Source organism: Achromobacter sp. ISS7 (assembly GCF_056523125.1).
On the sequence record NZ_JAWRZD010000001.1, the window covers coordinates 1,913,702 to 1,934,926 of the forward strand.

18 protein-coding genes are annotated in these 21,225 nt (G+C 69.3%); 14 read left to right on the forward strand and 4 right to left on the reverse strand.

Going from position 1 to position 21,225, the window contains the following annotated elements:
* Positions 1 to 82 precede the first annotated feature (82 nt).
* The 3 genes from AC1HFW_RS08740 to AC1HFW_RS08750 all read right to left on the reverse strand — a co-directional run bounded on the left by AC1HFW_RS08740 (position 83) and on the right by AC1HFW_RS08750 (position 2,280).
* Positions 83 to 724: a VTT domain-containing protein gene (locus tag AC1HFW_RS08740; protein ID WP_479282765.1), complete on the reverse strand. Its 642-nt coding sequence runs from the start codon at positions 722 to 724 to the stop codon at positions 83 to 85.
* A 150-nt stretch (positions 725 to 874) separates the two neighbouring features.
* Positions 875 to 1,675, reverse strand: a complete 801-nt coding sequence (locus AC1HFW_RS08745; protein ID WP_061071178.1) for an ABC transporter permease — start codon at positions 1,673 to 1,675, stop codon at positions 875 to 877.
* On the reverse strand, positions 1,666 to 2,280 hold the full coding sequence (locus tag AC1HFW_RS08750) for an ABC transporter ATP-binding protein (protein ID WP_479282767.1): 615 nt from the start codon (positions 2,278 to 2,280) through the stop codon (positions 1,666 to 1,668). Before AC1HFW_RS08750 ends, AC1HFW_RS08745 begins: the two co-directional genes overlap by 10 nt.
* A gap of 367 nt (positions 2,281 to 2,647) precedes the next feature.
* On the opposite strand from AC1HFW_RS08750, the gene AC1HFW_RS08755 reads away from it, so the two are divergent.
* The 12 genes from AC1HFW_RS08755 to AC1HFW_RS08810 all read left to right on the forward strand — a co-directional run bounded on the left by AC1HFW_RS08755 (position 2,648) and on the right by AC1HFW_RS08810 (position 17,329).
* The gene (locus AC1HFW_RS08755; RefSeq protein WP_479282769.1) at positions 2,648 to 4,048 is read left to right on the forward strand and encodes a lysine N(6)-hydroxylase/L-ornithine N(5)-oxygenase family protein; all 1,401 of its coding nucleotides are present in this window, start codon (positions 2,648 to 2,650) and stop codon (positions 4,046 to 4,048) included.
* 25 nt (positions 4,049 to 4,073) lie between these two features.
* Complete coding sequence (locus AC1HFW_RS08760; protein WP_479282771.1) at positions 4,074 to 4,679, forward strand: GNAT family N-acetyltransferase; 606 nt, start codon at positions 4,074 to 4,076, stop codon at positions 4,677 to 4,679.
* Positions 4,676 to 6,529 carry an IucA/IucC family protein gene (locus tag AC1HFW_RS08765; RefSeq protein WP_479282772.1) on the forward strand — a complete coding sequence of 618 codons (1,854 nt, stop codon included), beginning with the start codon at positions 4,676 to 4,678 and terminating at the stop codon, positions 6,527 to 6,529. The genes AC1HFW_RS08760 and AC1HFW_RS08765 overlap by 4 nt, the downstream gene beginning before the upstream one ends.
* On the forward strand, positions 6,484 to 7,275 hold the full coding sequence (locus tag AC1HFW_RS08770) for a siderophore ferric iron reductase (RefSeq protein ID WP_428993850.1): 792 nt from the start codon (positions 6,484 to 6,486) through the stop codon (positions 7,273 to 7,275). The genes AC1HFW_RS08765 and AC1HFW_RS08770 overlap by 46 nt, the downstream gene beginning before the upstream one ends.
* 41 nt (positions 7,276 to 7,316) lie before the next feature.
* Positions 7,317 to 8,483 (forward strand): aromatic ring-hydroxylating oxygenase subunit alpha, encoded by a 1,167-nt coding sequence (locus AC1HFW_RS08775; RefSeq protein WP_479282775.1) that lies wholly within the window; start codon positions 7,317 to 7,319, stop codon positions 8,481 to 8,483.
* 154 nt (positions 8,484 to 8,637) lie between these two features.
* Complete coding sequence (locus AC1HFW_RS08780) at positions 8,638 to 9,606, forward strand: helix-turn-helix transcriptional regulator (RefSeq protein ID WP_479286481.1); 969 nt, start codon at positions 8,638 to 8,640, stop codon at positions 9,604 to 9,606.
* Between the two features lie 166 nt (positions 9,607 to 9,772).
* Positions 9,773 to 10,966, forward strand: a complete 1,194-nt coding sequence (locus AC1HFW_RS08785; protein ID WP_006395129.1) for a multidrug effflux MFS transporter — start codon at positions 9,773 to 9,775, stop codon at positions 10,964 to 10,966.
* 104 nt (positions 10,967 to 11,070) lie between these two features.
* Complete coding sequence (fauA, locus tag AC1HFW_RS08790; protein ID WP_479282776.1) at positions 11,071 to 13,293, forward strand: TonB-dependent alcaligin siderophore receptor FauA; 2,223 nt, start codon at positions 11,071 to 11,073, stop codon at positions 13,291 to 13,293.
* A 43-nt stretch (positions 13,294 to 13,336) separates the two neighbouring features.
* Entirely contained in the window at positions 13,337 to 14,431 is a 1,095-nt protein-coding gene (locus AC1HFW_RS08795; protein WP_479282778.1) for an ABC transporter substrate-binding protein, read from the forward strand.
* Positions 14,431 to 15,471 carry a FecCD family ABC transporter permease gene (locus AC1HFW_RS08800; protein WP_479282780.1) on the forward strand — a complete coding sequence of 347 codons (1,041 nt, stop codon included), beginning with the start codon at positions 14,431 to 14,433 and terminating at the stop codon, positions 15,469 to 15,471. Before AC1HFW_RS08795 ends, AC1HFW_RS08800 begins: the two co-directional genes overlap by 1 nt.
* Positions 15,468 to 16,526, forward strand: a complete 1,059-nt coding sequence (locus AC1HFW_RS08805; RefSeq protein WP_479282782.1) for a FecCD family ABC transporter permease — start codon at positions 15,468 to 15,470, stop codon at positions 16,524 to 16,526. The genes AC1HFW_RS08800 and AC1HFW_RS08805 overlap by 4 nt, the downstream gene beginning before the upstream one ends.
* Entirely contained in the window at positions 16,505 to 17,329 is an 825-nt protein-coding gene (locus tag AC1HFW_RS08810) for an ABC transporter ATP-binding protein (protein ID WP_479282784.1), read from the forward strand. Before AC1HFW_RS08805 ends, AC1HFW_RS08810 begins: the two co-directional genes overlap by 22 nt.
* 2 nt (positions 17,330 to 17,331) lie before the next feature.
* Here the strand turns inward: AC1HFW_RS08810 and AC1HFW_RS08815 are convergent, their stop codons facing one another.
* A complete protein-coding gene (locus AC1HFW_RS08815; RefSeq protein ID WP_479282786.1) occupies positions 17,332 to 19,041 on the reverse strand; it encodes a cyclic peptide export ABC transporter in 1,710 nt (569 codons plus the stop codon).
* A 158-nt stretch (positions 19,042 to 19,199) separates the two neighbouring features.
* On the opposite strand from AC1HFW_RS08815, the gene fhuF reads away from it, so the two are divergent.
* Together fhuF and AC1HFW_RS08825 are read left to right on the forward strand one after the other, a co-directional pair.
* Entirely contained in the window at positions 19,200 to 20,000 is an 801-nt protein-coding gene (gene fhuF, locus AC1HFW_RS08820; RefSeq protein WP_479282787.1) for a siderophore-iron reductase FhuF, read from the forward strand.
* A gap of 172 nt (positions 20,001 to 20,172) precedes the next feature.
* Complete coding sequence (locus tag AC1HFW_RS08825) at positions 20,173 to 21,219, forward strand: GNAT family N-acetyltransferase (RefSeq protein WP_479282789.1); 1,047 nt, start codon at positions 20,173 to 20,175, stop codon at positions 21,217 to 21,219.
* Positions 21,220 to 21,225 lie beyond the last annotated feature (6 nt).

Below are 21,225 nucleotides of genomic sequence, written 5' to 3' on the forward strand. Positions count from 1 at the left end.
CCCCATCGCGTCCCGGGCCGCCTGGCCTGGTCGCGTCAAAGCCGGCGGTTCCTCGCGGAGCCGCCGGCTTTTTCTTCGCCGCTCAGGCCTGCGACACCCTGCGCGCCCGCCGGATCTGCAGCCACTGCAGCGCCACCGGGATCAGCGACAACCCGATGATGATGACCGACACCCAGTGCAGGTTGGCGCGCACCCAGGCGATCGACCCGAGCCAGTAACCCGCCAGGAGCATCGAGCCGCACCAGGCGATGGCGCCGACCACGTTGTAGATGAAGAAGGTGCGGCGCGGCATCTGCGACAGCCCGGCCACGAACGGCGCCAGCGTGCGCACGATCGGCACGAAGCGCGCCACCGTGATGGTCATCGCGCCGTAGCGGGCGAAATAGTCGCGCGCCCGTTCCAGGTGGTCCGGCTTGACCCAGCGGCTGTGCGCCAGTTTCTGGCCCCAGCGCGACGAGGCAATCGCGTAGTTGAGCGCGTCCCCGGCGATGGCGGCAAAGGTGATCGCCGCCAGCGAGACGATCGGATCGATCCCGGCCAGCCCGAGGAAAGCGCCGGCGGCGAACAGCAACGAGTCGCCCGGCAGGAACGGCATGACCACCAGGCCGGTCTCGATGAACACGATGGCGGCGATGATGCAGGTGCCCAGCACCCAGTTCTGCGCCAGCAACGCCATCAGGCCCTGCTTGCTGGTCAGCCACGAGAACAGCTCGGTAATACTCATGCGGATCCGGTCCTTGTCGCGGCGGCCGGCAATGCCGGCCTGCTTATGAAAACGCCGAGTATGCCGGGGGCCCCGTCGATATTTCATCAAATTTGGCCGCGCCGACGACACCGGCCGCGGGCCAACAGGTGCGCCCCGGGCGGGCGCCGCCTAGCGTTCGGACAGCAGGCGGTCCAGCCGCAGGCGGCCGCGCTCGTCGGTCAGGCGCCGCATGGCGCCGTAGGCCGCGCCCATGGCCGCCATGCCGCTGGCCCCGCAAAGCAGGAACATCAGCAGGATCTGGTACTTGGCCGCGTCGATCGGATCCATGCCGGCGATGATCTGGCCGGTCATGATGCCGGGCAGCGTGATGATGCCGGCCGCCGACATCTGGTTGATGCTGGGCACGATGCCGCGTCGCACCGATTCGCGCAGCAGCGCGGCGAAGGCCTGGTGCGCGGTGGCGCCCAGCGACAGGCGCGCCTCGATCGCCAGCCGGTCGCGGCGCACGCCCGACAGCACGCCGTCCAGCGCCAGGCTGGCCGCGTTCAGCACGCTGCCCAGCACGATGCCGACCAGCGCGATGGTGTAGCGCGGGTCGTACCAGGGCTCGGGCCGCAGCGCCGTGCTGAGGATGAACAACGCGGTCACGACCGTGGTGGCCACCACCGCCATCGCGCCCACCTGGCCGTTGCCATGGCGCGCCAGCCGGGCCTTGGGCCGGGCCGCGACCTCGCGCGCGGCCAGCGCCATCATCACCGCCACCACCAGCGCGGTCAGCCAGGGCGCGGCGTGCGCGAACACGACGCGCAGGATATGGCCGACCAGCAGCAGCTGCACCACAGTGCGCAGTGCCGCCCACAGCACCTGGCGCTGCAGGTTCAGCCGCAGCGCGAAAGAGATGCCGGCCGACAGCAGCACCAGCAGCGAGGCGATGACCAGGTCCAGCGCCTGCAGTTTGATCACGTCCATTGCGGCTCCAGCCTGCCCTGCTCCATGCGCCAGCCGCGCCGCGCCATGCGCCGCGCCTGCTCGGGGTTGTGCGTCACCATCAGGATGGCGGCGCCGCCATCGAGATAGCGATGCAGCTCGGTCTCGACCCGCGCGGTGGCTTCGGGATCGAGCGCCGCGGTGGGTTCGTCCAGCAACAGGGCCCGCGGGGCCAGCGCCAGGGCGCGCGCCAAGGCGGCGCGCTGGCGTTCGCCGGTGGAGAGTTCCTGCACCAGCGCATCCATTTTTTCCGGCGCCAGGCCCAGCCGCTGGAACAGATCGGCCGCGCGGGCCGCATCGGTGTAGTGCGGCGCCACGTGGTCGTCCCACCAGCCGGCCTCGGCCTGACAGTAGATCACCTGGCGGCGCCATTGATGGCCGCGCATGCCCGAGCGCGGCGCGCCGTCGAGTTCGATTTCGCCATGGCCCGGATCGAGGTCGGCCACCTGGCGCAACAGCAGTGATTTGCCCGATCCCGAGGGGCCGGTGATGGCGGCGCACTCGCCCGCCGCGAGATCGAGGCTGACCGGCGACAGGCGTTCGCTGTAGACGCCGCGCAGCCTGAGCACAGGAGGTTTATCTGACATGGCGGCAAGCATAACCCGCCGACATGGCGCGGGCCGCGCGCCGCATGAGCTTATGCGCGGCGGCCATGTCCCTATGCGCTTCGCCACCCTGCATATGGGCGCCGCCTGCTTGCCTTTGGCGACGCCGCGCGCCAAAAAACCATTTGCTAGAGTGTCCATATTGCAAATGAAAATCATACCGACACAGATGTTTGATTCGTGCAATACCGGCGCTGGAAATCCTTTGTTGATGCGGTGGACGGATGGGCAGACCCGCTCGTCGTGTCCCGTGCCGCCCGATTAGGCGCCACGGCCGGCCCTGTCCCGCGGCGCCCCGACCACCGGGCGCCGCCTGTGAAACGCAGACTCAGCAAAAGGCGTCAGCATCATGAACCGTGAAATCTATGACTTCGTCGCGATCGGCCTAGGCCCGTTCAATCTCAGCCTTGCCTGCCTGTCGGCCCCGCTGCCCGGCGTGCGCGCCCTGTTCCTCGACAAGAAGCCCGGCTTCGACTGGCATCCCGGCATGCTGATCGAGGCGTCGACGCTGCAGAATCCGTTCCTGGCGGACCTGGTCAGCCTGGCCGATCCGCGCAGCGAATACAGCTACCTGAACTACTGCAAGCAGACCGGCCGCATCTACTCGTACTACATGCGCGAGAACCACTACCTGACGCGCGCCGAGTACAACCGCTACTGCAAGTGGGTGGCCGCCCGCCTGCCCAATCTGCGCTTCAACAGCGATGTGCAGAGCGTGCTGCACGATCCCGAGACCGATACCTACCTGGTCACCGGCCAGCACAGCATCAATGGCGAACGCTTCATGGTCCGCTGCCGCAAGCTGGTGCTGGGCCTGGGCTCGCAGCCGGTGCTGCCGGCCTGCTGCGACCGGCGCGAGGCGCCCTATGTGCATAGCGCCGACTATCTGCGCCACAAGGAGGCGCTGCAGCGCCGGCAGTCGATCACGATCGTCGGCAGCGGCCAGAGCGCGGCCGAGGTGTTTCACGACCTGCTGCGCGACAGCGACGAGCACGACTACAGCCTGGCCTGGATCACGCGCTCGCCGCGTTTTTTCCAGATGGAGAACACCAAGCTCACGCTGGAACTGATCTCGCCCGACTACACCAACTACTTCTACGACCTGCCCGAGGCGCGCCGGCGCCAGATCCTGGCCGAGCAGAGCAGCCTGTACAAGGGCATCAACGCCTCGCTCATCAACCAGATCTACGACCTGCTCGACGAGAAGATCCACAACGGCGACCGCCGCTACACGCTGCTGACCAACGCCGAACTGCGCGCCAGCCGCTACGACCGCCACGCCGCCCGCTACCACCTGGAGTTCCGCCACGTCGACACCGGCCAGGCGTTCTCGCACGCGGCCGACGGGCTGGTGCTGGCCACCGGCTACACCCGCAGCATTCCCACGTGCGTCAACCCGATCAACGACCGCATCGCCTGGGCCGAGGACGGCGGCTACCAGATCGCGCGCAACTACACCATCGACCACGGCGGCAGCGAGATCTTCGTGCAGAACAGCGGCCTGCTCAGCCACGGCGTGACCAATCCGGACCTGGGTTTCTGCTGCTACCGCAATTCGCAGATCCTGCGCGAGCTGACCGGCCACGAACACTACGCCATCGAGCCGCGCACCGCGCTGCAGGACTTCCGTCCGCCCGCCAGCGGCGTGCTGGGCCATCGCGCGCCGCAGCCGGCGGTGGCGGCATGTCGCGGCGGCGTCGCGCCGGAACTAATGCCGATGCTGGACGGCCATCGGGCCGCCACGGTCTGACCCGCGACCGCACGAGGAGCTCCCCATGATCACCATGACCGCCGCTTTTCTGGGCGAGATCGACCGCCACGCGCGCAGCCACTACGACGAGGGCCGCGGCCTGGAGCTGCGCCCACTCGACCCCGCGCGCGACGCCGCGCTGCTGCGCCAGTGGTTCGCGATGGACTACGCCCATTTCTGGTCGATGCAGACCTTCACCGACGCGCAAGTGCGCGAGTTCTACGAGGCGCTGGCCGACAGCGGCCACGCTGGCGCCTGGCTCGGCAGCCACGACGGCCATCCGGCCTTCCTGGTGGAATGCTACGACCCCGCCCACGACCAGGTCGGCGAGCACTATCCAGTGCGGCCCGGCGACCTGGGCATGCACATCTTCATCGGACCGCCGCGGGTGCGCATCCCCCATTTCAGCCGCGACGTGCTCGCCTTCGTGATGCGCTTCATGTTCGACCGCCTCCAGGCCCGCCGCGTGGTGGTGGAACCCGACAGCAACAACAGCAAAATCCATGCACTCAACCTGGCCATGGGTTTTGTCTACGCCGGCCAGGCGCGTTTTCGCGAGAAGACCGCCAGCATCGCCTTCTGCACCCGGCAGCAGTTTGAACAGGCCCAACTCCAGGAGTCGTCCCTATGAACACCCAGCCCCATCCCGCCCAGATCGCCAGCCACCTCGCCCCCGAGGCCTGGGAAAAAGTGAACCGCCTGCTGGTGAAGAAGGCCATCTCGGAATACGCCCATGAATGGCTGCTGGAACCCGAGCGCCTGGGCCCGGCCGACGCGCCCGGCTTCGACCGCTACCGCCTGGTGCTGGCCGACGGCCACGCCGAATACCGCTTCGACGCGCAACTGATGGCCATGCGCCACTGGCGCATCCCGCCCGAGTCGATCAGCAAGACCATGGCCGGCACGCCGGCGCCGCTGGACGCGCTGCAGTTCGTGATCGAGATCCGCGACAAGCTCGGCATGCCCGAGGACCGGCTGCCGATCTACCTGGACGAGATCACCAGCACGCTGCACGGCAGCGCCTACAAGCACACCCGCGCCGCGCCCTCGGCCGCCGCGCTGGCCGTGGCCGATTACCAGACCATCGAGACCTCGATGATCGAAGGCCATCCCAGCTTCGTCGCCAACAACGGCCGCCTGGGCTTCGACGCCGAGGACTACCACGTCTACGCGCCGGAATGCGCCAGCCCGATCCGCGTGATGTGGCTGGCGGTGCACAAGGACAACGCCCATTTCGCGTGCCTGTCCACCATGGACTACGACAGCCTGCTGCGCGACGAGCTGGGCGCCGATACCGTCGCCCGCCACACGCAGATGCTGCGCGACCAGGGCTTGGACCCGGCCGACTACTTCTTCATGCCCTCGCATCCGTGGCAGTGGTTCAACAAGCTGTCGCTAGCCTTCGCCCCCTACGTGGCCACGCGCAAGATCGTGTGCCTGGGTTATGGCGACGACGACTACCTGGCGCAGCAGTCGATCCGCACCTTCTACAACATCAGCCAGCCCGGCAAGCACTACGTCAAGACCTCGCTGTCGATCCTGAACATGGGCTTCATGCGCGGCCTGTCGCCGTACTACATGTCCGGCACGCCGGCCATCAACGAATACCTGCACGGGCTGATCTCGGCCGACCCGTGGCTGCGCCAGAACGGCTTCACCATCCTGCGCGAGGCGGCCTCGCTGGGCTTTCGCAACTACTACTACGAAGCCGCCATCTCAGTCGACACGCCGTACAAGAAGATGTTCTCGGCGCTGTGGCGCGAGAATCCCACCGCGCTGATCGGTCCCAACCAGCGCCTGATGACCATGGCGGCGCTACTGCACGTCGATCCCCAGGGCGGCGCCTTGCTGCCCGAGCTGATCCGCGCCTCCGGCCTGGACGCGGCCACGTGGCTCGAGCGCTACGTCGACGCCTACCTGACGCCGCTGGTGCATTGCTTCTACGCCCACGACCTGGTGTTCATGCCGCACGGCGAGAACGTCATCCTGGTGATCGAGGACCACGTGCCGGTGCGCGCCTTCATGAAGGACATCGCCGAGGAATCGTCGATTCTCAACCCGGACGCCGCGCTGCCCGAGAACGCCCGCCGCCTGGCCGCCGACGTGCCCGAGGAATACAAGCTGCTGACCATCTTCGTCGATGTGTTCGAGGGCTACTTCCGCCACCTGGCGCAGGTGCTGGCCGACGATGGCGTGATGGCCGAGGACGCCTTCTGGAAACTGGTGGCCGGCCGCGTCACCGCCTACCAGGAGGCGCATCCGGAACGGCTGGAGAAGTACCGCCAGTACGACCTGTTCGCCCCCGAGATGATCCATTCGTGCCTGAACCGCCTGCAGCTGGCCAACAACCTGCAGATGGTCAACCTGGCCGATCCCATCGGCAGCTTCCAGATGGCGCCGAACCTGGCCAACCCGATCGCCCCCTACCGGCCGCAATGGCTGGGCCAGGGCCAGGCCGACACCGCGCGGGCGCTTGCGTGAACCGCGACCTGGACGATCTGCTGGACCTGACCGGCCGCCTGGTGCCCGGGCTGTCGGGCCAGGTCGCGCCGGCCGCCGGCCCGGGCATCCGCCCGGGCGCCGACAACGCCCAGGCCATCGCGCGACTGCGCGATGTCTGGGGGCAGCGCTATCCGGAAGCGGGGCCGCACTACCTGGCCCTGCGCTGCTGGGGGCTGCTGATCTGGCAGCCCGTCTACCTGAGCGTGATCGCCGCGCATCGCAGCGCGATCGTGCCCGATCTGTCGAGCATGACCCAGCCGGTGCCGGACGACGGCTTCATCATCGGCTACACGCTGGACCGCCATGAACCCCTGCGCGCCTGCCTGCGCCAGCGCATGCAGGCCGCCGCCGCGCAGCTGCGCAACATCTGCGCCACCTTCTACCGCGAGCTGACCCAGGTGCTGCGGGTCAGCCCGCGCGCCGCCGAGAGCATGCAGGCCGATTGCGTGCTGTATGCCCTGCTGGCCGCGCGCCACGACGATGGCGCCGCCGCCAATGACGAAGCGCGGCGCCAGGCCACCGAATGGATGAACCTGCTGGGCCTGCAAGGACGCAGCGGCTACCTGACCTGGCAGCGCGCCTCGCTGCCGGTCATCGCCGTTGACCGGCAGGTCTGCTGTCACTATTTCCGCAGGCGCGATGGCGACTATTGCAGCACCTGCCCCAAATTGGATCTTGCCGAACGCATTGCCCGGATCGACGCCGAGAGCGCCGTGCCCGCCTGACAGCGGCCCGGGGCCTTGCGGGACGGCACAAGGAGTCGGATATGACGGACATTGGCCGCCTCGAGCATGTGCAGCAGGCCTTGAGCCCGCTGCACGTTCGGGCCTATTTCGACGAAGCCCTGTTCGCCCGCGAACAGGAACGGATATTCAAGCAATCGGCCCTGTACGTGGGCCACGAGAAAGGCGTGCCCGAACCGGGCGACTGGCGCCGCCTGCCGCACGAGGAAGGCGGCCGCGTGCTGGTGCGCAATGCGCGCGGGGTGGAGCTGGTGTCCAACGTCTGCCGCCATCGGCAGGCGCTGATCCTGGGCGGCGAGACCGGCGCGGTGACCGGCCCGGGCAATCCCGCCGGCAACCTGTCCGCCAGCGGCGGCAACATCGTCTGCCCGCTGCACCGCTGGACCTACGACAACCAGGGCCAGATCCTGGGCGCGCCGCAGTTTCCCAGCACGCCGTGCCTGAACCTGCCGCGCTTCCCCCTCAAGAACTGCCACGGCCTGCTGTTCGAGGGCCCGCGCGATCCGCAGCGCGACCTGGGCCACCTGTTCGACCGGCCCGAGTTCGATTTCTCCGACTACGTGCTCGACCACGTCGAGGTGCACCAGTGCAACTACAACTGGAAGACCTTCATCGAGGTGTATCTGGAGGACTACCACGTCGGGCCTTTCCACCCCGGCCTGGGCCGCTTCGTCACCTGCGACGACCTGAGCTGGGAGTTCGGCCGGCAACACAGTCTGCAACGCGTGGGCGTGCACGATTCGCTGGAAAAGCCCGGCTCGGACGTCTATCGCGACTGGCACGACACGCTGATGCGCTACCGCGGCGGCTCGGCGCCCGACTACGGCGCGATCTGGGTGACGTATTTCCCGACCCACATGATCGAGCTCTATCCGCACGTGCTGGTGCTGTCGACCCTGTATCCCAAGAGTCCGCAGGAGACCATCAACATCGCCGAGTTCTACTACCCCGAGGAAATCGCGCTGTTCGAGCGTGAATTCGTCGAGGCCCAGCGCGCGGCCTACATGGAGACCGCCATCGAGGACGACGAGATCGGCGAGCGCATGGATGCCGGCCGGCTGGCGCTGCTGCGCCGGGGCACCTCGGAAAGCGGCCCGTACCAGTCGCCGATGGAGGACGGGATGCAGCATTTCCATGAGTGGTATCGCGACGTCATGGGCGACGAGCTGGGAGATTGCGCCGCGCCTTGAGACGCCGGAAGGCGCAGGCAGGAGCCCGGAGCAATAGCGGTGCCGGAGCACTTCGGCAAAAAGCCGTAACAATGAGAACATATGCTATTCTCATTCTCACATTTGACGAGGCGTTTCGCCCCGCCAAAGGGCTCATCCCGTAACGCGAGTGACGATCTTGAACCCATCAGCCTCCCCCGCCCAATTCACCGTCGCCGACTTCAACCGCATGGGCAGCCAGAGCGGTTTCCGCTACCGCCTGCCGCAGCTCACGGGCGCGGTGCGCGCCGACCCGGAAACCCTGTGCATCGCCGAAGGCCGGGTCGACACCTATGCCATCCGGCCTGGCCTGACGCTGGTGCTGTCCGACGTGCGCGTGCACCAGCACTACGAAGCCACCTCGATGATGTCGCCGCGCTTCTCGGCCATCGTCATGCTGCAGGGCCACGCCCAGACCCGCATCGACCGCCATGACGACGTCCGCCTGGCGGCGCATAGCGGCGTCAGCGCGCTGTATGGCGACACCGTCGCCATGACCGGCACCCATGCCGCCGGGCAGCGCCTGCGCAGCGTCAACCTGTCGCTGTCCGACCCGGATGGCGCGGGCGACGACCAGACCAGCGAAATGATCTGGAAGGCGCTGCGTTCGCCGTCGTTGCGGCTGCGCCGCTGGCAGGTGCAGGGCCATCTGCTGCAGGCCATCGAGCACCTGCTGGACTGCGGCTGGGACGGCCCACTGCGGAACATGCTGCGCGAAGGCGTCGGCACCCAGCTGCTGGCCCACGCCCTGGCCACGCTGGAACAGCGCGCGCCGGCCGAGAACGCCGTGTCGGAACGCGACCGCCAGCTGCTGGAGCGGGTGCGCGAGCGCCTGCACAGCGCGCCCGGCGAGGAACACACGCTGGACGACCTGGCGCGGCTGGCCTGCATGAGCCCCAGCACCCTGCGCGCCAAGTTCCAGGCCACCTACCAGCGCTCGGTCTTCAGCTGGCTGCGCGAACGCCGCCTGGAAGTGGCGCGCGAGCAGCTGGCGCAGGGCTGCAGCGTGCAGCAGGCAGCGCATTTCGTCGGCTACCGCCACGCCACCAACTTCGCCACGGCGTTCCGCGAACGCTACGGCATCGCCCCCAGCGAACTGAACTGAGCGGCAGCCGTGGATGGCTTCCGGCGGCGCCCATTGGTCTTACGGCATTTCCCATTCCTGCAATCCGCGGTGACGGGCGACCATGCGGCAGAGCTTCCCCTCCCCGGAAGCGCCCGCCATGGATACCCCCGTGTCACGCCCCGAACCCCTGCCCTCGTTTCCCGTCATGGTGCTGATGCTGGGCTTGCTGTCCTGTGTCGCGCCCGCCACCATCGACGCCTACCTGCCCGCGTTCGGGGCGCTGGGCCGGGAGTTCGGCGTGCCGCAGGAGACCGTGCAGCTGACGCTCGGCGTCTACATGGCCTGCTATGCGTCGATGCTGCTGCTGCACGGCACCCTGTCCGACTCGCTGGGCCGGCGCCGCATCGTGCTGGCGGCGCTGGCGGTGTACGTCTGCGGCTCGCTGATGGCCGCGCTGGCCCCCGGCTTCGGCTGGCTGCTGGCCGGGCGCGCGGTGCAGGGCCTGTCGGCCGGCGCCGGCATCGTGGTCGGCCAGGCCATCATCCGCGATTGCTACGACGGCGCGGTGGCGCGCCGCGCCATGTCCTACCTGATCCTGGTGTTCAACCTGTCGCCGGCGCTGGCGCCCATTCTGGGCGGCTACCTGGCCGCGCACCAGGGCTGGCGCGCGGTGTTCCTGCTGCTGACCCTGCTGGCCGGCGCCGCCTGGCTGCTGTGCGCGCGGCGCCTGCCCGAGACCCTGCCGCCCGAACGGCGCCAGCCGCTGGCCTGGCGCACGCTGGCCGCCAACTACGCGCGCGTGCTGGGCAACCGGCGCTACACCGCATTGGGGCTGGCGTTCAGCCTGCTGTTCGCCGCCCAGGGCTTTCTGATCGGCGCGGCGCCCGACTTCATCAGCAATGTGCTGGGCCTGCCGGAAACGGACTTCGCCTATCTGTTCGTGCCGCTGGTGGTGGGCGCGATGGCGGGCGCCCTGGTGGCGGCGCGCAAGGCCGGCCGCTGGTCGGATGGCCGCATCACGTTGCTGGCCTTCCTGCTGATGGGCGGCAGTTGCCTGGCCTATGTGCTGTACATGGCCGCGGCCGAGCCGCCGCGCCTGCCCTGGGCGGTGCTGCTGCCCGGGCTGTTCACCTGCGGGCTGGCCATGGGGGTGCCGGCCATGACCCTGCGCATCCTGGGGCACGTGCCGGATCTGTCGGGCACCGCGGCATCGGTGCTGGGCTTCATGCAGATGCTGACGTTTTCGCTCGCCAGCGGCTGGGGCGTGCCGCTGGTCTATGGCCAGCCGCTGCGGCTGGCGGCGGCGATGCTGCTGTTCGTGGCGGCCAGCGCGGCGGGATGGGCGTGGCTGCACCGCTGCGCCGCGCCTCTGGCGGAAGCGCCGGCCAAGGCGGGATAGCCCGGCGGCGTTTGCCATACGCATCGCATCGCGGCGCATACATCAATCCAACGGTAAAAATCAATAATTCTCATTACCAAACCTTACCGCTGGAGCTTGTTCTCATGTCGTCCGTTCCGCCCTCGCCCGCCGCGCAGCCGCGCCGGGTGCGTCCCCTTGCCTACGCGATCCAGACGGCCCTGCTCTGCTCCGCACTCGCCCATCAACAAGCCAACGCCCAGAATGCGGCCGCCGCCGGCGACGCGTCCAATGACGTGGCGCAATTGCCCGCCGTCACCGTCAGCGGCGCGGGTATCCCGGGCACCACGGAAGGCACCCACTCCTACACCACCGACGCAATGAACACCGCCACCGGCCTGACGCTGTCGCCGCGCGAGACGCCGCAGTCCGTCAGCGTGGTGACGCGCCAGCAGATCGAGGACCAGGGCCTGCGCGACACCGGTTCGATCCTGGCCAGCGCGCCCGGCATCTCGGTCACGCGCAGCGACAGCAACCGGCTGTCGTTCTCGTCGCGCGGCTTCGCCATCGACAACTTCCAGTTCGACGGCCTGAATTCGCCCATTCTCAGCCTCTGGAACTACGGCGCCACCGACATCGACGCGGCCATCTACGACCGGGTCGAGATCGTGCGCGGCGCCACCGGCCTGATGACCGGCTCGGGCAACCCGTCGGCGGCGGTGAACTTCATCCGCAAGAAACCGCTGCGCGAATTCGCCCTGTCCGGCAGCGCCAGCGCCGGCAGCTGGGACCAGGTCGGCGGCAATCTGGATTTGTCGGTGCCCATCACCGAAGGCGGCCGCATCCGCTCGCGCTTCGTCGCCGCGTACGACCAGGGCGACAGCTACGTGACGTTCCTGGATACGCGCAAGCGCACCTTCTACGGGATCATCAGCGCCGACCTGACGCCGGACACGGTACTGACCGCCGGCGTCGAATATTCGCGCAACCAGAGCCGGGGCTTCGGCAGCGGCTTTCCGTTGTTCTACAGCGACGGTTCGCGCACCGACTTCAACCGCTCGGTGGCCAACAATACCCGCTGGGCCCGCATCGACACCGAGTCCACCACCACCTTCGTCGACCTCACGCATCGCTTTGCCAATGACTGGAAGGTGCGCGCCGCCTACAGCCACAACGACGGCGACTATCGCATGAAGCACCTGTTCCGCGGCGGCTACCCCAACCGCGTCACCGGCGCGGGCATGAGCAGCGCATTCAACAACTATGACGGCGACCGTTCGCGCGACGACATCCACCTGACCGTATCGGGTCCGTTCCAGTTGTTCGGCCGCAAGCACGAACTGGCGCTGGGCTGGATGAGCGTCAATGACCATAGCAATATCGGCCAATACCTGCAGACCGGCGCCAAGCCGGCTATTGGCAGCTTCTTCGACTGGCGCCAGGATCACGTCGCCGAGCCGACCTGGGCCGCCAACAAGACGCCCGCCGACGACATGCGCGTCAAGCAGACCGGCGCCTACGCGGTCGGGCGCTTTTCGCTGGCCGACCCGCTGCACCTGATCGTCGGCGGCCGCTGGAGCAACTGGGAAACCAACCAGACCTATTTCGGCAGCAAGCGCCAATACAAGATCAACGACCAGTTCACGCCCTACGCCGGCCTGCTGTACGACATCAACAGCACCTACACGGCCTACGCCAGCTATACCGAGATCTTCCAGCCGCAGAACGCGCGCACGCCCAGTGGCTCGATCCTGCCGCCCATCGACGGCAAGAGCTACGAGATCGGCCTGAAGGCCGCCTACCTGGAAGGGCTGCTGAACGCCTCCGCGTCGCTCTACCAGACGCGCCAGAACAATCTTGCGCAGGCCATCCCGGGCGAATCGGTCATCGGCATGCCCGGCACCCAGGCCTATCGCGCCGTGGCCGGCGCCAAGGTCGAGGGCTTCGAACTGGAAACCAGCGGCCAGCTCACGCCCGGTTGGAACATCGGCGCCAGCTACACCCACTTCACCGCCAAGGACGCCGACGGCAAGGCCATCAACACCAGCCACCCGCGCAGCCTGTTCAAGGTGTACACCACCTACCGCCTGCCGGGCGACCTGCACCGCCTGACGGTGGGCGGCGGCGTCGACTGGCAGAGCCGCATGTACCAGTCCGCCGCCAGCCCGCGCGGCAACGTGGATGTCGAGCAGAGCAGCTACGCGCTGGTCAACCTGATGGCCCGCTTCGATTTCAGCAAGCAGGTCTCGGCCACCCTCAACCTGAACAACGTCTTCGACCGCAAGTACTACGACCAGATCGGCTTTTACAGCCAGGGCTGGTACGGCGCGCCCCGCAACGTCATGCTGACCGTGCGCGCGCAGTACTGATGGCGATGGCATACGGCGACCAGCCAGGGAGTGTTGCGGCACGATGCGTTTGAATCCGGCTGTCACGGCGCGCATGCGCCGCCATGCCCTGGCCGGCGTGGCGGCGCTGGCCATGGTGCTGACCCTGGCCGCCTGCGAGCGCGCGCCGGCGCCGGCGCCGGCCGCGTCCGCGCCGTCCTCGGCCGGCGCGTCGGCCACGGCGTCCGTCCCGGGCTTTCCCGTCACGCTGCGCAGCGCCCTGGGCGAGGCGGTGATCCCGGCCCCGCCCAAGCGCGTCGTCACCCTCGGCCTGGGCGCCGATGACCTGGCGCTGGCGCTGGGCGTGGTGCCCGTGGGGGTGGGCCGCGCCGACTGGGGCGGCGACCCCGAGCACTACTGGCCTTGGGTGCGCGCCGCCATCGAAGCCCGGGGGCAGGCGCTGCCCGAGCGCATCACCGTCTATCCCGAGCTGGACATCGAGAAGATCATCGCGCTGCGCCCCGACGTGGTGCTGGCGCCCTTCTCCGGCGTCAGCCCCGAGGCGTATGCACAGCTGTCGCGGCTGGTGCCGGTGGTGGCCTATCCCGACCAACCGTTCCTGACGCCGGTGGACACGCAGATCGACCTGATCGCGGCCGCCCTGGGCAAACCCGAGGCCGCCGCGTCGCTCAAGGGCGGCATCCATGACGTCCTGGCCCAGGTGGCGCGCCGCTACCCGGAACTGACCGGCAAGACCTTCGCCTACGTGCGCGCCGACCTGGGTTCCGGCAATTTCGCCGCCTACGTCGCCGGCGATCCCCGCGTCGACACGCTCACGGCCATGGGCCTGACCCTGGCGCCTTCGGTGCGCGGACTGCGCGCCAGCGCCGGGCACTTCGCCCATTACCTGGGGTTCGAACACGCCGACGCCCTGGGCGACGCCGATATCCTGGTGTCCTGGTTCTATACGCCCGAGGAGCGCGACCGCACCGCGGCCCTGCCCTTGTATGCCTCGATCCCGGCCGTGCGGCGCGGCGCCTACGTGGCGCTGAGCGACCCGGCGCTGGTCATGGCCTCGTCCTCCGGCACGCCGCTGGCGGTGGCCTGGATGCTGGACCGGCTGGCGCCCCGCCTGGCCGAGGCCGCGCGCCATGCCCGTGGCGACGGAGCCGGCGACTGATGCGGCGGTTCCCCCTGCCGCCCGCCGCACGGCCCGATACGCCAACCCTGGCCGCGCGGCGCTTGCGGGCGCCGCTGCTGCTGGCCGCCTGTATGCTGCTGGCCGCCGCCGCCCTGGCCAGCCTGTGGCTCGGTTCGCACGGCCTGTCGGCGGCCACGGTCTGGCGCGTCCTGCTGCGGCCGGATGACAGCCACGCCGCACTGGTGGTCGCCTCGCGCATTCCCCGCACCGTGCTGGCCCTGCTGACCGGCGCCGCCCTGGCCGTCGCCGGCGCCCTGATCCAGGCGCTGACCCGCAATCCGCTGGCCGAGCCCGGCCTGCTCGGCGTGAACGCCGGCGCGGCCGCGTCCATCGTGACGGCGGCGCTGCTGCTGGGCGGCCTGCCCGCGCATCCGTTCTGGGCCGCCCTGCCCGGCGCGCTGGCGGCCGCGGCGGCGGTGTACCTGATCGGCGCGGGCGGCCGCGGCTTGCAGCCCGTGCGGCTGATCCTGGCCGGCGCCGCGGTCAACGCGGTGCTGTTCGCCTACGTGCAGGCCGTGGCGCTGCTGCGCGATGACATCTTCGATGCCTACCGCTTCTGGGCGGTAGGCTCGCTGGCGGGCCAATCGCTGGAGGCCGCGCTGCGCGCCGCGCCCTACATCGGCGCCGGCCTGCTGCTGGCGGCGATCCTGGCGCGGCCGCTCAACCTGCTGACGCTGGGCCAGGCGCTGGCGCAGGCCCTGGGGCTGCGGGCCGGGCTGTACCGCATGCTGGGCCTGCTGTGCGTGGCGGTGCTGGCCGCGGCGGCCACCGCCGCCGCGGGCCCGATCGCGTTCGTGGGCCTGGCCGTGCCGCACATCGCGCGCCGCTATGCCGGCCCTGACCTGCGCTGGCTGCTGGGCTATTGCGTGGTGCTCGGTCCGCTGCTGATGCTGGTCGCCGACATCCTGGCGCGGCTGCTGCGCGCGCCGGCCGAACTGCTGACGGGCGTGGTGGTGGCCTTCATCGGCGCGCCCTTCCTGCTGGCGGCGCTGCGTGGCCGCGCGCGGGGCCTGGCATGACCCGGGACGTCCCATTTTCCGCTCCGCGGCCCGCATGCCTGCTGCGCGCCGGCAACTGGCTCGCGTGGCCCGTCGCGCCGCGCGCGCTGGCCTATGCGGCGCTGCTGCTGATGCTGGCCTGCGCCGTGGTCATCGCGACCTTGCGGGCCGGCGATCCCGGCCTTTCCTGGCGCGCGCTGTGGCTGGCGCTACAAGGCGCGGGCGGCGCCGTGGAGCAATGGCTGGTGCACACGGTGCGCCTGCCGCGCGTGCTCGCGGCCCTGGGCGCCGGCGCCGCGCTGGGCCTGTCCGGCGCATTGTTCCAGAGCCTGACCCGCAACCCCCTGGGCAGCCCCGACGTCATCGGCCTGACGGCCGGCGCGTCGGCGGGCGCGGTGGCGGTGGCCATGGTCTGGCCGGGGCTGATGCCGGTGGCCTGGGGCGCTGCCGCGGGCGCGCTGCTGGCCACGGCCGGCGTCTGGTTCGGCTCCGGCGCCGGCTTTGCCGCGCCCCAGCGCATGGTCATCGCGGGCATCGCGGTGGGCGCGATCGCCTTCGCCTTCGTGCAATATGGCTTGTCCAACCTGCGGCGCGAGCAAGCCTACCTGGCCGCCGCCTGGCTCAACGGCAGCCTGGCGGGCAAGACCTGGGCCGACGCGGCCCTGATCGGCGCCGCCTGCGCGGTATTGCTGCCGCTGGGGCTGGCGCTGTGCGCCCGGCTACGCTTGCTGGAAATGGGCGATGACCTGGCCCAGGCCCTCGGCGCCACGCCCTCGCGCAGCCGGCTGGCCGCCACCTTGGTGGCGGTGCTGGCGGCCGCGGCCGCCGTCACGGTGGCGGGCCCGATCGCCTTCATCGCCCTGTCGGCGCCGCAAATTGCCCGCCGCTGCGTGCGCGCCAGCGGTCCACAGCCGCTGCTGGCGGCGCTGACCGGCGCCGTGCTGCTCGCGACCGCCGACCTGCTGGCCCGCGCCGCCGGGCCCAATGGCCTGCCGGTCGGCGTGCTGAGCGCCGGCATCGGCGGCATCTATCTCGCTTTCCTGTTGGTGCTCGAATGGCGCAAGACCTCGACCTGAACGATCCGGCCGACGGCATGTCCGCCCTGCAACTGCGGCAGGTCAGCCTGTCCTATGGCGACACGCCCGTGCTGCGGGAGCTGTCGCTGGCGGTGGCCCCGGGCGCCTTCACGGCGGTGGTCGGCCCCAATGGCTGTGGCAAGTCCACGCTGCTGCGCGTGCTGGGTGGCGCGCTGGCGCCCAGCCGCGGCCAGGCCTTCCTGGACGGCGCCAGCCTGGCCAGCCTGCGACGCAAGGCGGTGGCGCGGCGCCTGGCATATCTGCCGCAGAATCCGGTAGCGCCGGAAATGATCACGGTGCGCGACCTGGTGGCGCGCGGCCGCTATCCGCACCAGACCCTGCTGCGGCAGTGGTCGCCGGCCGACGCCCAGGCGGTCGACGCGGCCCTGGCCGACACCGACCTGGCGGAGTTGGCCGACCAGCCGGTGCACACGCTGTCGGGCGGCCAGCGGCAGCGCGCCTGGCTGGCGCTCGTGCTGGCGCAGGACGCCGGCATCATGCTGCTGGACGAACCCACCACTTTTCTCGACATCCGCCACCAGATCGACCTGCTGGAACTGTGCGCGCGCCTGCACCGGGCCGGACGCACGCTGGTGGTGGTGCTGCACGACCTGAACCTGGCGTTCCGCTACGCCGACCGCGTCGTCATGATGCGGGGCGGCCGCATCGCCGCGCAGGGCGAGGTGCGGCAGGTGGTCACGGAGGACGCCATGCGGCAGGTGTTCGACCTGGAATGCCGGGTACTGCCGGATCCGGAGACCGGCAGCCCGATGATCGTGCCCCGGCGCGGCGGCCAGGGCTGAGTTCAGATAGGGCTTGCGCCAGGCACCATTTCCGCCCGGGGAATCGCCGCGTCGATCAAGCCCGGGCGAGTCCCCGCCGGCGCTGACGCGGGCGTGGCCGGCGCCTTTGCGGTCTCGCCCAGCAATTGCCCGTGCTCCATGCGCAGAATGCGATCGGCCAGGTCGAAGTAGCGGTCGTCGTGTGAAATCACCAGCACCGTCTTGCCACGCGCCTTCAGCTCGGGGAGCAGTTCGCGATAGAAGACGTCCTTGAACACCGGATCCTGGTCGGCCGCCCATTCGTCGAACACGATGAACGGGCGGTTCTCCAGGTAGGCCACGACCAGTGCCAGCCGCTTGCGCTGCCCCTGCGACAGCGCCTGCGTGGAAAAGGCGCCGTCGCGCACCTGCACTTTGTGGTTCAGCAGCAGGCGTTCGAGCCAGCGATTGCCCTCGTCATCCAGGTTGCCCCGGCTGGCTTCGAGCAGGCGGTCAAACAGGTGGAAATCGGAGAAGATCGCCGAAAAGCGCTGGCGATAGGCATCCCGGTTGGCGTCCGTCACCTCGACGCCATCGACGGTCATCGCGCCCTGTTCCGGCCGGTAGAGGCCCACCAGCAGCTTGGCGAGCGTGGTCTTGCCACTGCCATTGCCCCCCACCAGGAACACGATCTCGCCGGGACCGAAAGCCAGGTCCACCGGCCCGAGCTGGAAGGTATCGTCGGACTGCTCGTGATAGTAGACATGGGTGACGCCCCGCAAGGCCACCGATCGCAGCGTGGCTGGCGACTCGGCCGGCGGCGCGGCGGATTCGGAAGCCACCAGCCCCCCCACGATCGCATCGATGCGCCGGGCCGCCACCCGCGCCAGGTTGGCGCGCGGGATGTTCAGCAGCAGCGCCTCCAGCGGCGCCACCATGTACAGGAACACCAGCGCGAAACCCGTCATGACGCGCTGCTGGCTGGCGCCCTCGCCCGCCAGGGCGAACAGCACCAGGCCGATGAAGGCATAGATCAGGAAATGGCTCCAGCTGGTCGACACCACGAAGATCGACATGCCGCGCGTGCGGGCGCGCCGCACCGCCTCGATGGAGCGATGCAGCACGTCCTGCGTGAAGGCGGCGCGCTTGCCCTGGTGCAGCCGCAATTCCTTGGCGCCCGCGTTGACCGAACGGAAGCCCGCGAACAGGCCGTCCTGCTCACGCGCGGCCACCTCCAGGTGACGGATGGCCCGCAGATGGGCGAAATGGTAGCCGAGCGATCCCAGGCCCACCACCAGCACCGCCACCAGGAATACCTGCCAGGACAGCAGCGCCAGATAGAGCAGGCAGCCGACGACGATCACCGCGTTGGTCAGGATGGCGGGCAGCATCACGAAGTACTGGGCGATATTGGCGCTGTGCTCGGTGAGCGCGGACTGCAGGCGATCCGCGCCCACTTCCTCGAGCCGGGCATAGTCGGCGCGCATGGCGCGGTCCGTGATGTAGCGGCGCAGATCGGCCTGGGCCTGTTGCCCCAGGCGTTCGAACATCAACGACGCGGCCATGCGCGCCAGCATCGCGAAGATGGCGACGGCCGCGAATTGCCATGCCAACCCGCCGCGGGCATCGGGATCGGCCGTCAATGCCGTGTTGATCAAGACGACCAGCAACACGCTGGCCACGCCTGCGCACAGGCAGGCAAGCGACGCCAGGACCAGCGCGGCGCGAGACTGCCGGATCAAATGGGTAATCAAGCCGGATTCCTAGAAAAAGCGGAGGGGTCTTATGGATAGACGAACCGGCCGAGCCGAAATTTACCCATGGATCGGGCCGAACGCCTGGGCATTGAATTTTCGCCAGGCTGATTCGTCTGTATTCCTATGAGCCATAACCGTGACGGTGCCGTCATCCCATGATCCCCTGCCTGGAACCGCTCTTTCCCGGGGAATGGCGCACGCACGGCGCAGGGGTGGCGTTGGCGCCATCCGGCAGCACGGCGCCAACGGTGGCGGCGTGGCTGGAATGCCCGGCGGCGCTTGCCGCCGCCTGCCAGGCCTACGCCCGCCACCTCGACCCGCCCGTCACGGATCCGCAGGCGCCCCTGGCGGCGTTGGCCTCGGTCTGGTCGCTTACCTATTTCTGGCGCCTGCTGCCTCCGGTTGTGGCGGCGGCCAGCGTGCTGCAGCGTGTCCTGCCTGTCGGCGCCACGCAGGCTCGCCTGGCGTTGGCCGAAGATGGCGCACCCATGCCTTTCCTGCTGCCTCACGACGGCCACGCCATGCCCGGCGCGCCCAGCGCCGAGCGCTATGCCACCCTGCTGCACGGCCACATCGCGCCCGTCGCCACCCGGTTGGCCGAATGCTGCGGCGTGGCGCCGCGCATCGTGTGGGGCAATGCGGCCCGCTATCTCGAGGTGATCTTCAGCGAACTCGCGCGCATGCTGCCGACGCATGCAGGCCTGCGCGCCGATCACGCCTGGCTGCTCGCGCGTCCCGATTGGGACGGCCTCGAAAACCCGATGTACCGGCCGGCGCGCGCGGTCACGCGCGGCAACGCGCAGGGCGACACGACCCACACGCTGTTGCGCCGCTGCTGCCTCTATTACCAGTTGCCGGGCCATGGCTACTGCGATCTGTGCCCGCTCGCGCCATGCAATCGCGCCGCCCGGCGCGTGGCCGGCCCATGCGCCGATGTCGACACGGCGGCCTGCTGAACGGCAGCGATTCTCATTCGTCTAGTTAAGAAGAGCGCTTCATACGCCGGCCCGCCCGGTTGTTCTCCTTCCCTGGACGCAGATGCCACCCGTCACCAAGCAAACCTCGATTGGACACGCGCAATCGCACCGTTATCTCTGCCACCCCGGCGGGGTGCCCCATGAAGCCGTCATGCAAGGGTCCTGCCTGACCATCAAGGTCATCGATCGCGATGCCGCCAGCGCCTGGCGCCTGCACCACGCCGGCGACCAGGCCCAGCTCGACTGGCTGGGACCCTGCTCGACCGGCCCGGACACGCCCGAATTGCTGGCCGCGCTGGAGGCCACGTTCGCGCTGCACCCGGCCCCGCGCACGATCCGCGTGGTCGCGCCGTTGCCACGCCAATCGCCGCTGTTCACGCAAGGGATATTGCGGCGCCCGCCGGACGAACCCATCATCGCCCAGGCCGGCCTCTTCTGGCAGCAGCAGCATCCCTGGCTCGCCGGCCCGGCGGCGGCGCCCTACCCGCTGGACTACGTCATGACGGGCGCGGCCCGCCATCCGCGCCGTCCGCCCAAGCCGGCCAGCGTGGTGTACCGGCGCCACATTCCCTGGCTGCAGGCCACCTTGTCCCTGCGGGTCGCCACCGAAGAGCTCGATGCCGTCCGTCTCAACCTGTGGATGAACGACCCGACGGTCGCGCACTTCTGGGAAGAGGCGGGCCCCATCGAAAAGCACCGCGCCTATCTGCGCAAGCAAACCGAGGACGCGCATACGCTGCCGCTGGTGATCTGCCTGGACGGAGTGCCGTTCGGCTACGTCGAGGCCTACTGGGCCCGCGAGGACCGCATCGCCGCGTTCTGCGGCGCCGCCGACCATGATCGCGGCTGGCATGTACTGATCGGCGATCCCGCCTATCGCGGCCAGCATTTCGTCTCGGCCTGGATGCCGTCGATCTCGCATTACCTGTTCCTGGACGATCCCCGCACGCAACGCCTGGTCATCGAGCCCCGCATCGACAACGCGAAGATGCTGCGCAGCCTGGCACGCAGCGGCTACGCGCTGGAAAAGACCTTCGACTTCCCCCACAAACGCGCCATGCTGGGCACGCTCACGCGCGAACGGTTCTTCAATGAATCGCTCTGGGTCCCGCGTGCCGCCGATGGCATCACCCCCCAGGCACTGACGCCGCTCCAGCCGCGCCAGGCCGACCGCCCCGTTTCCCCCTCCTTGCACTGAAGGCCG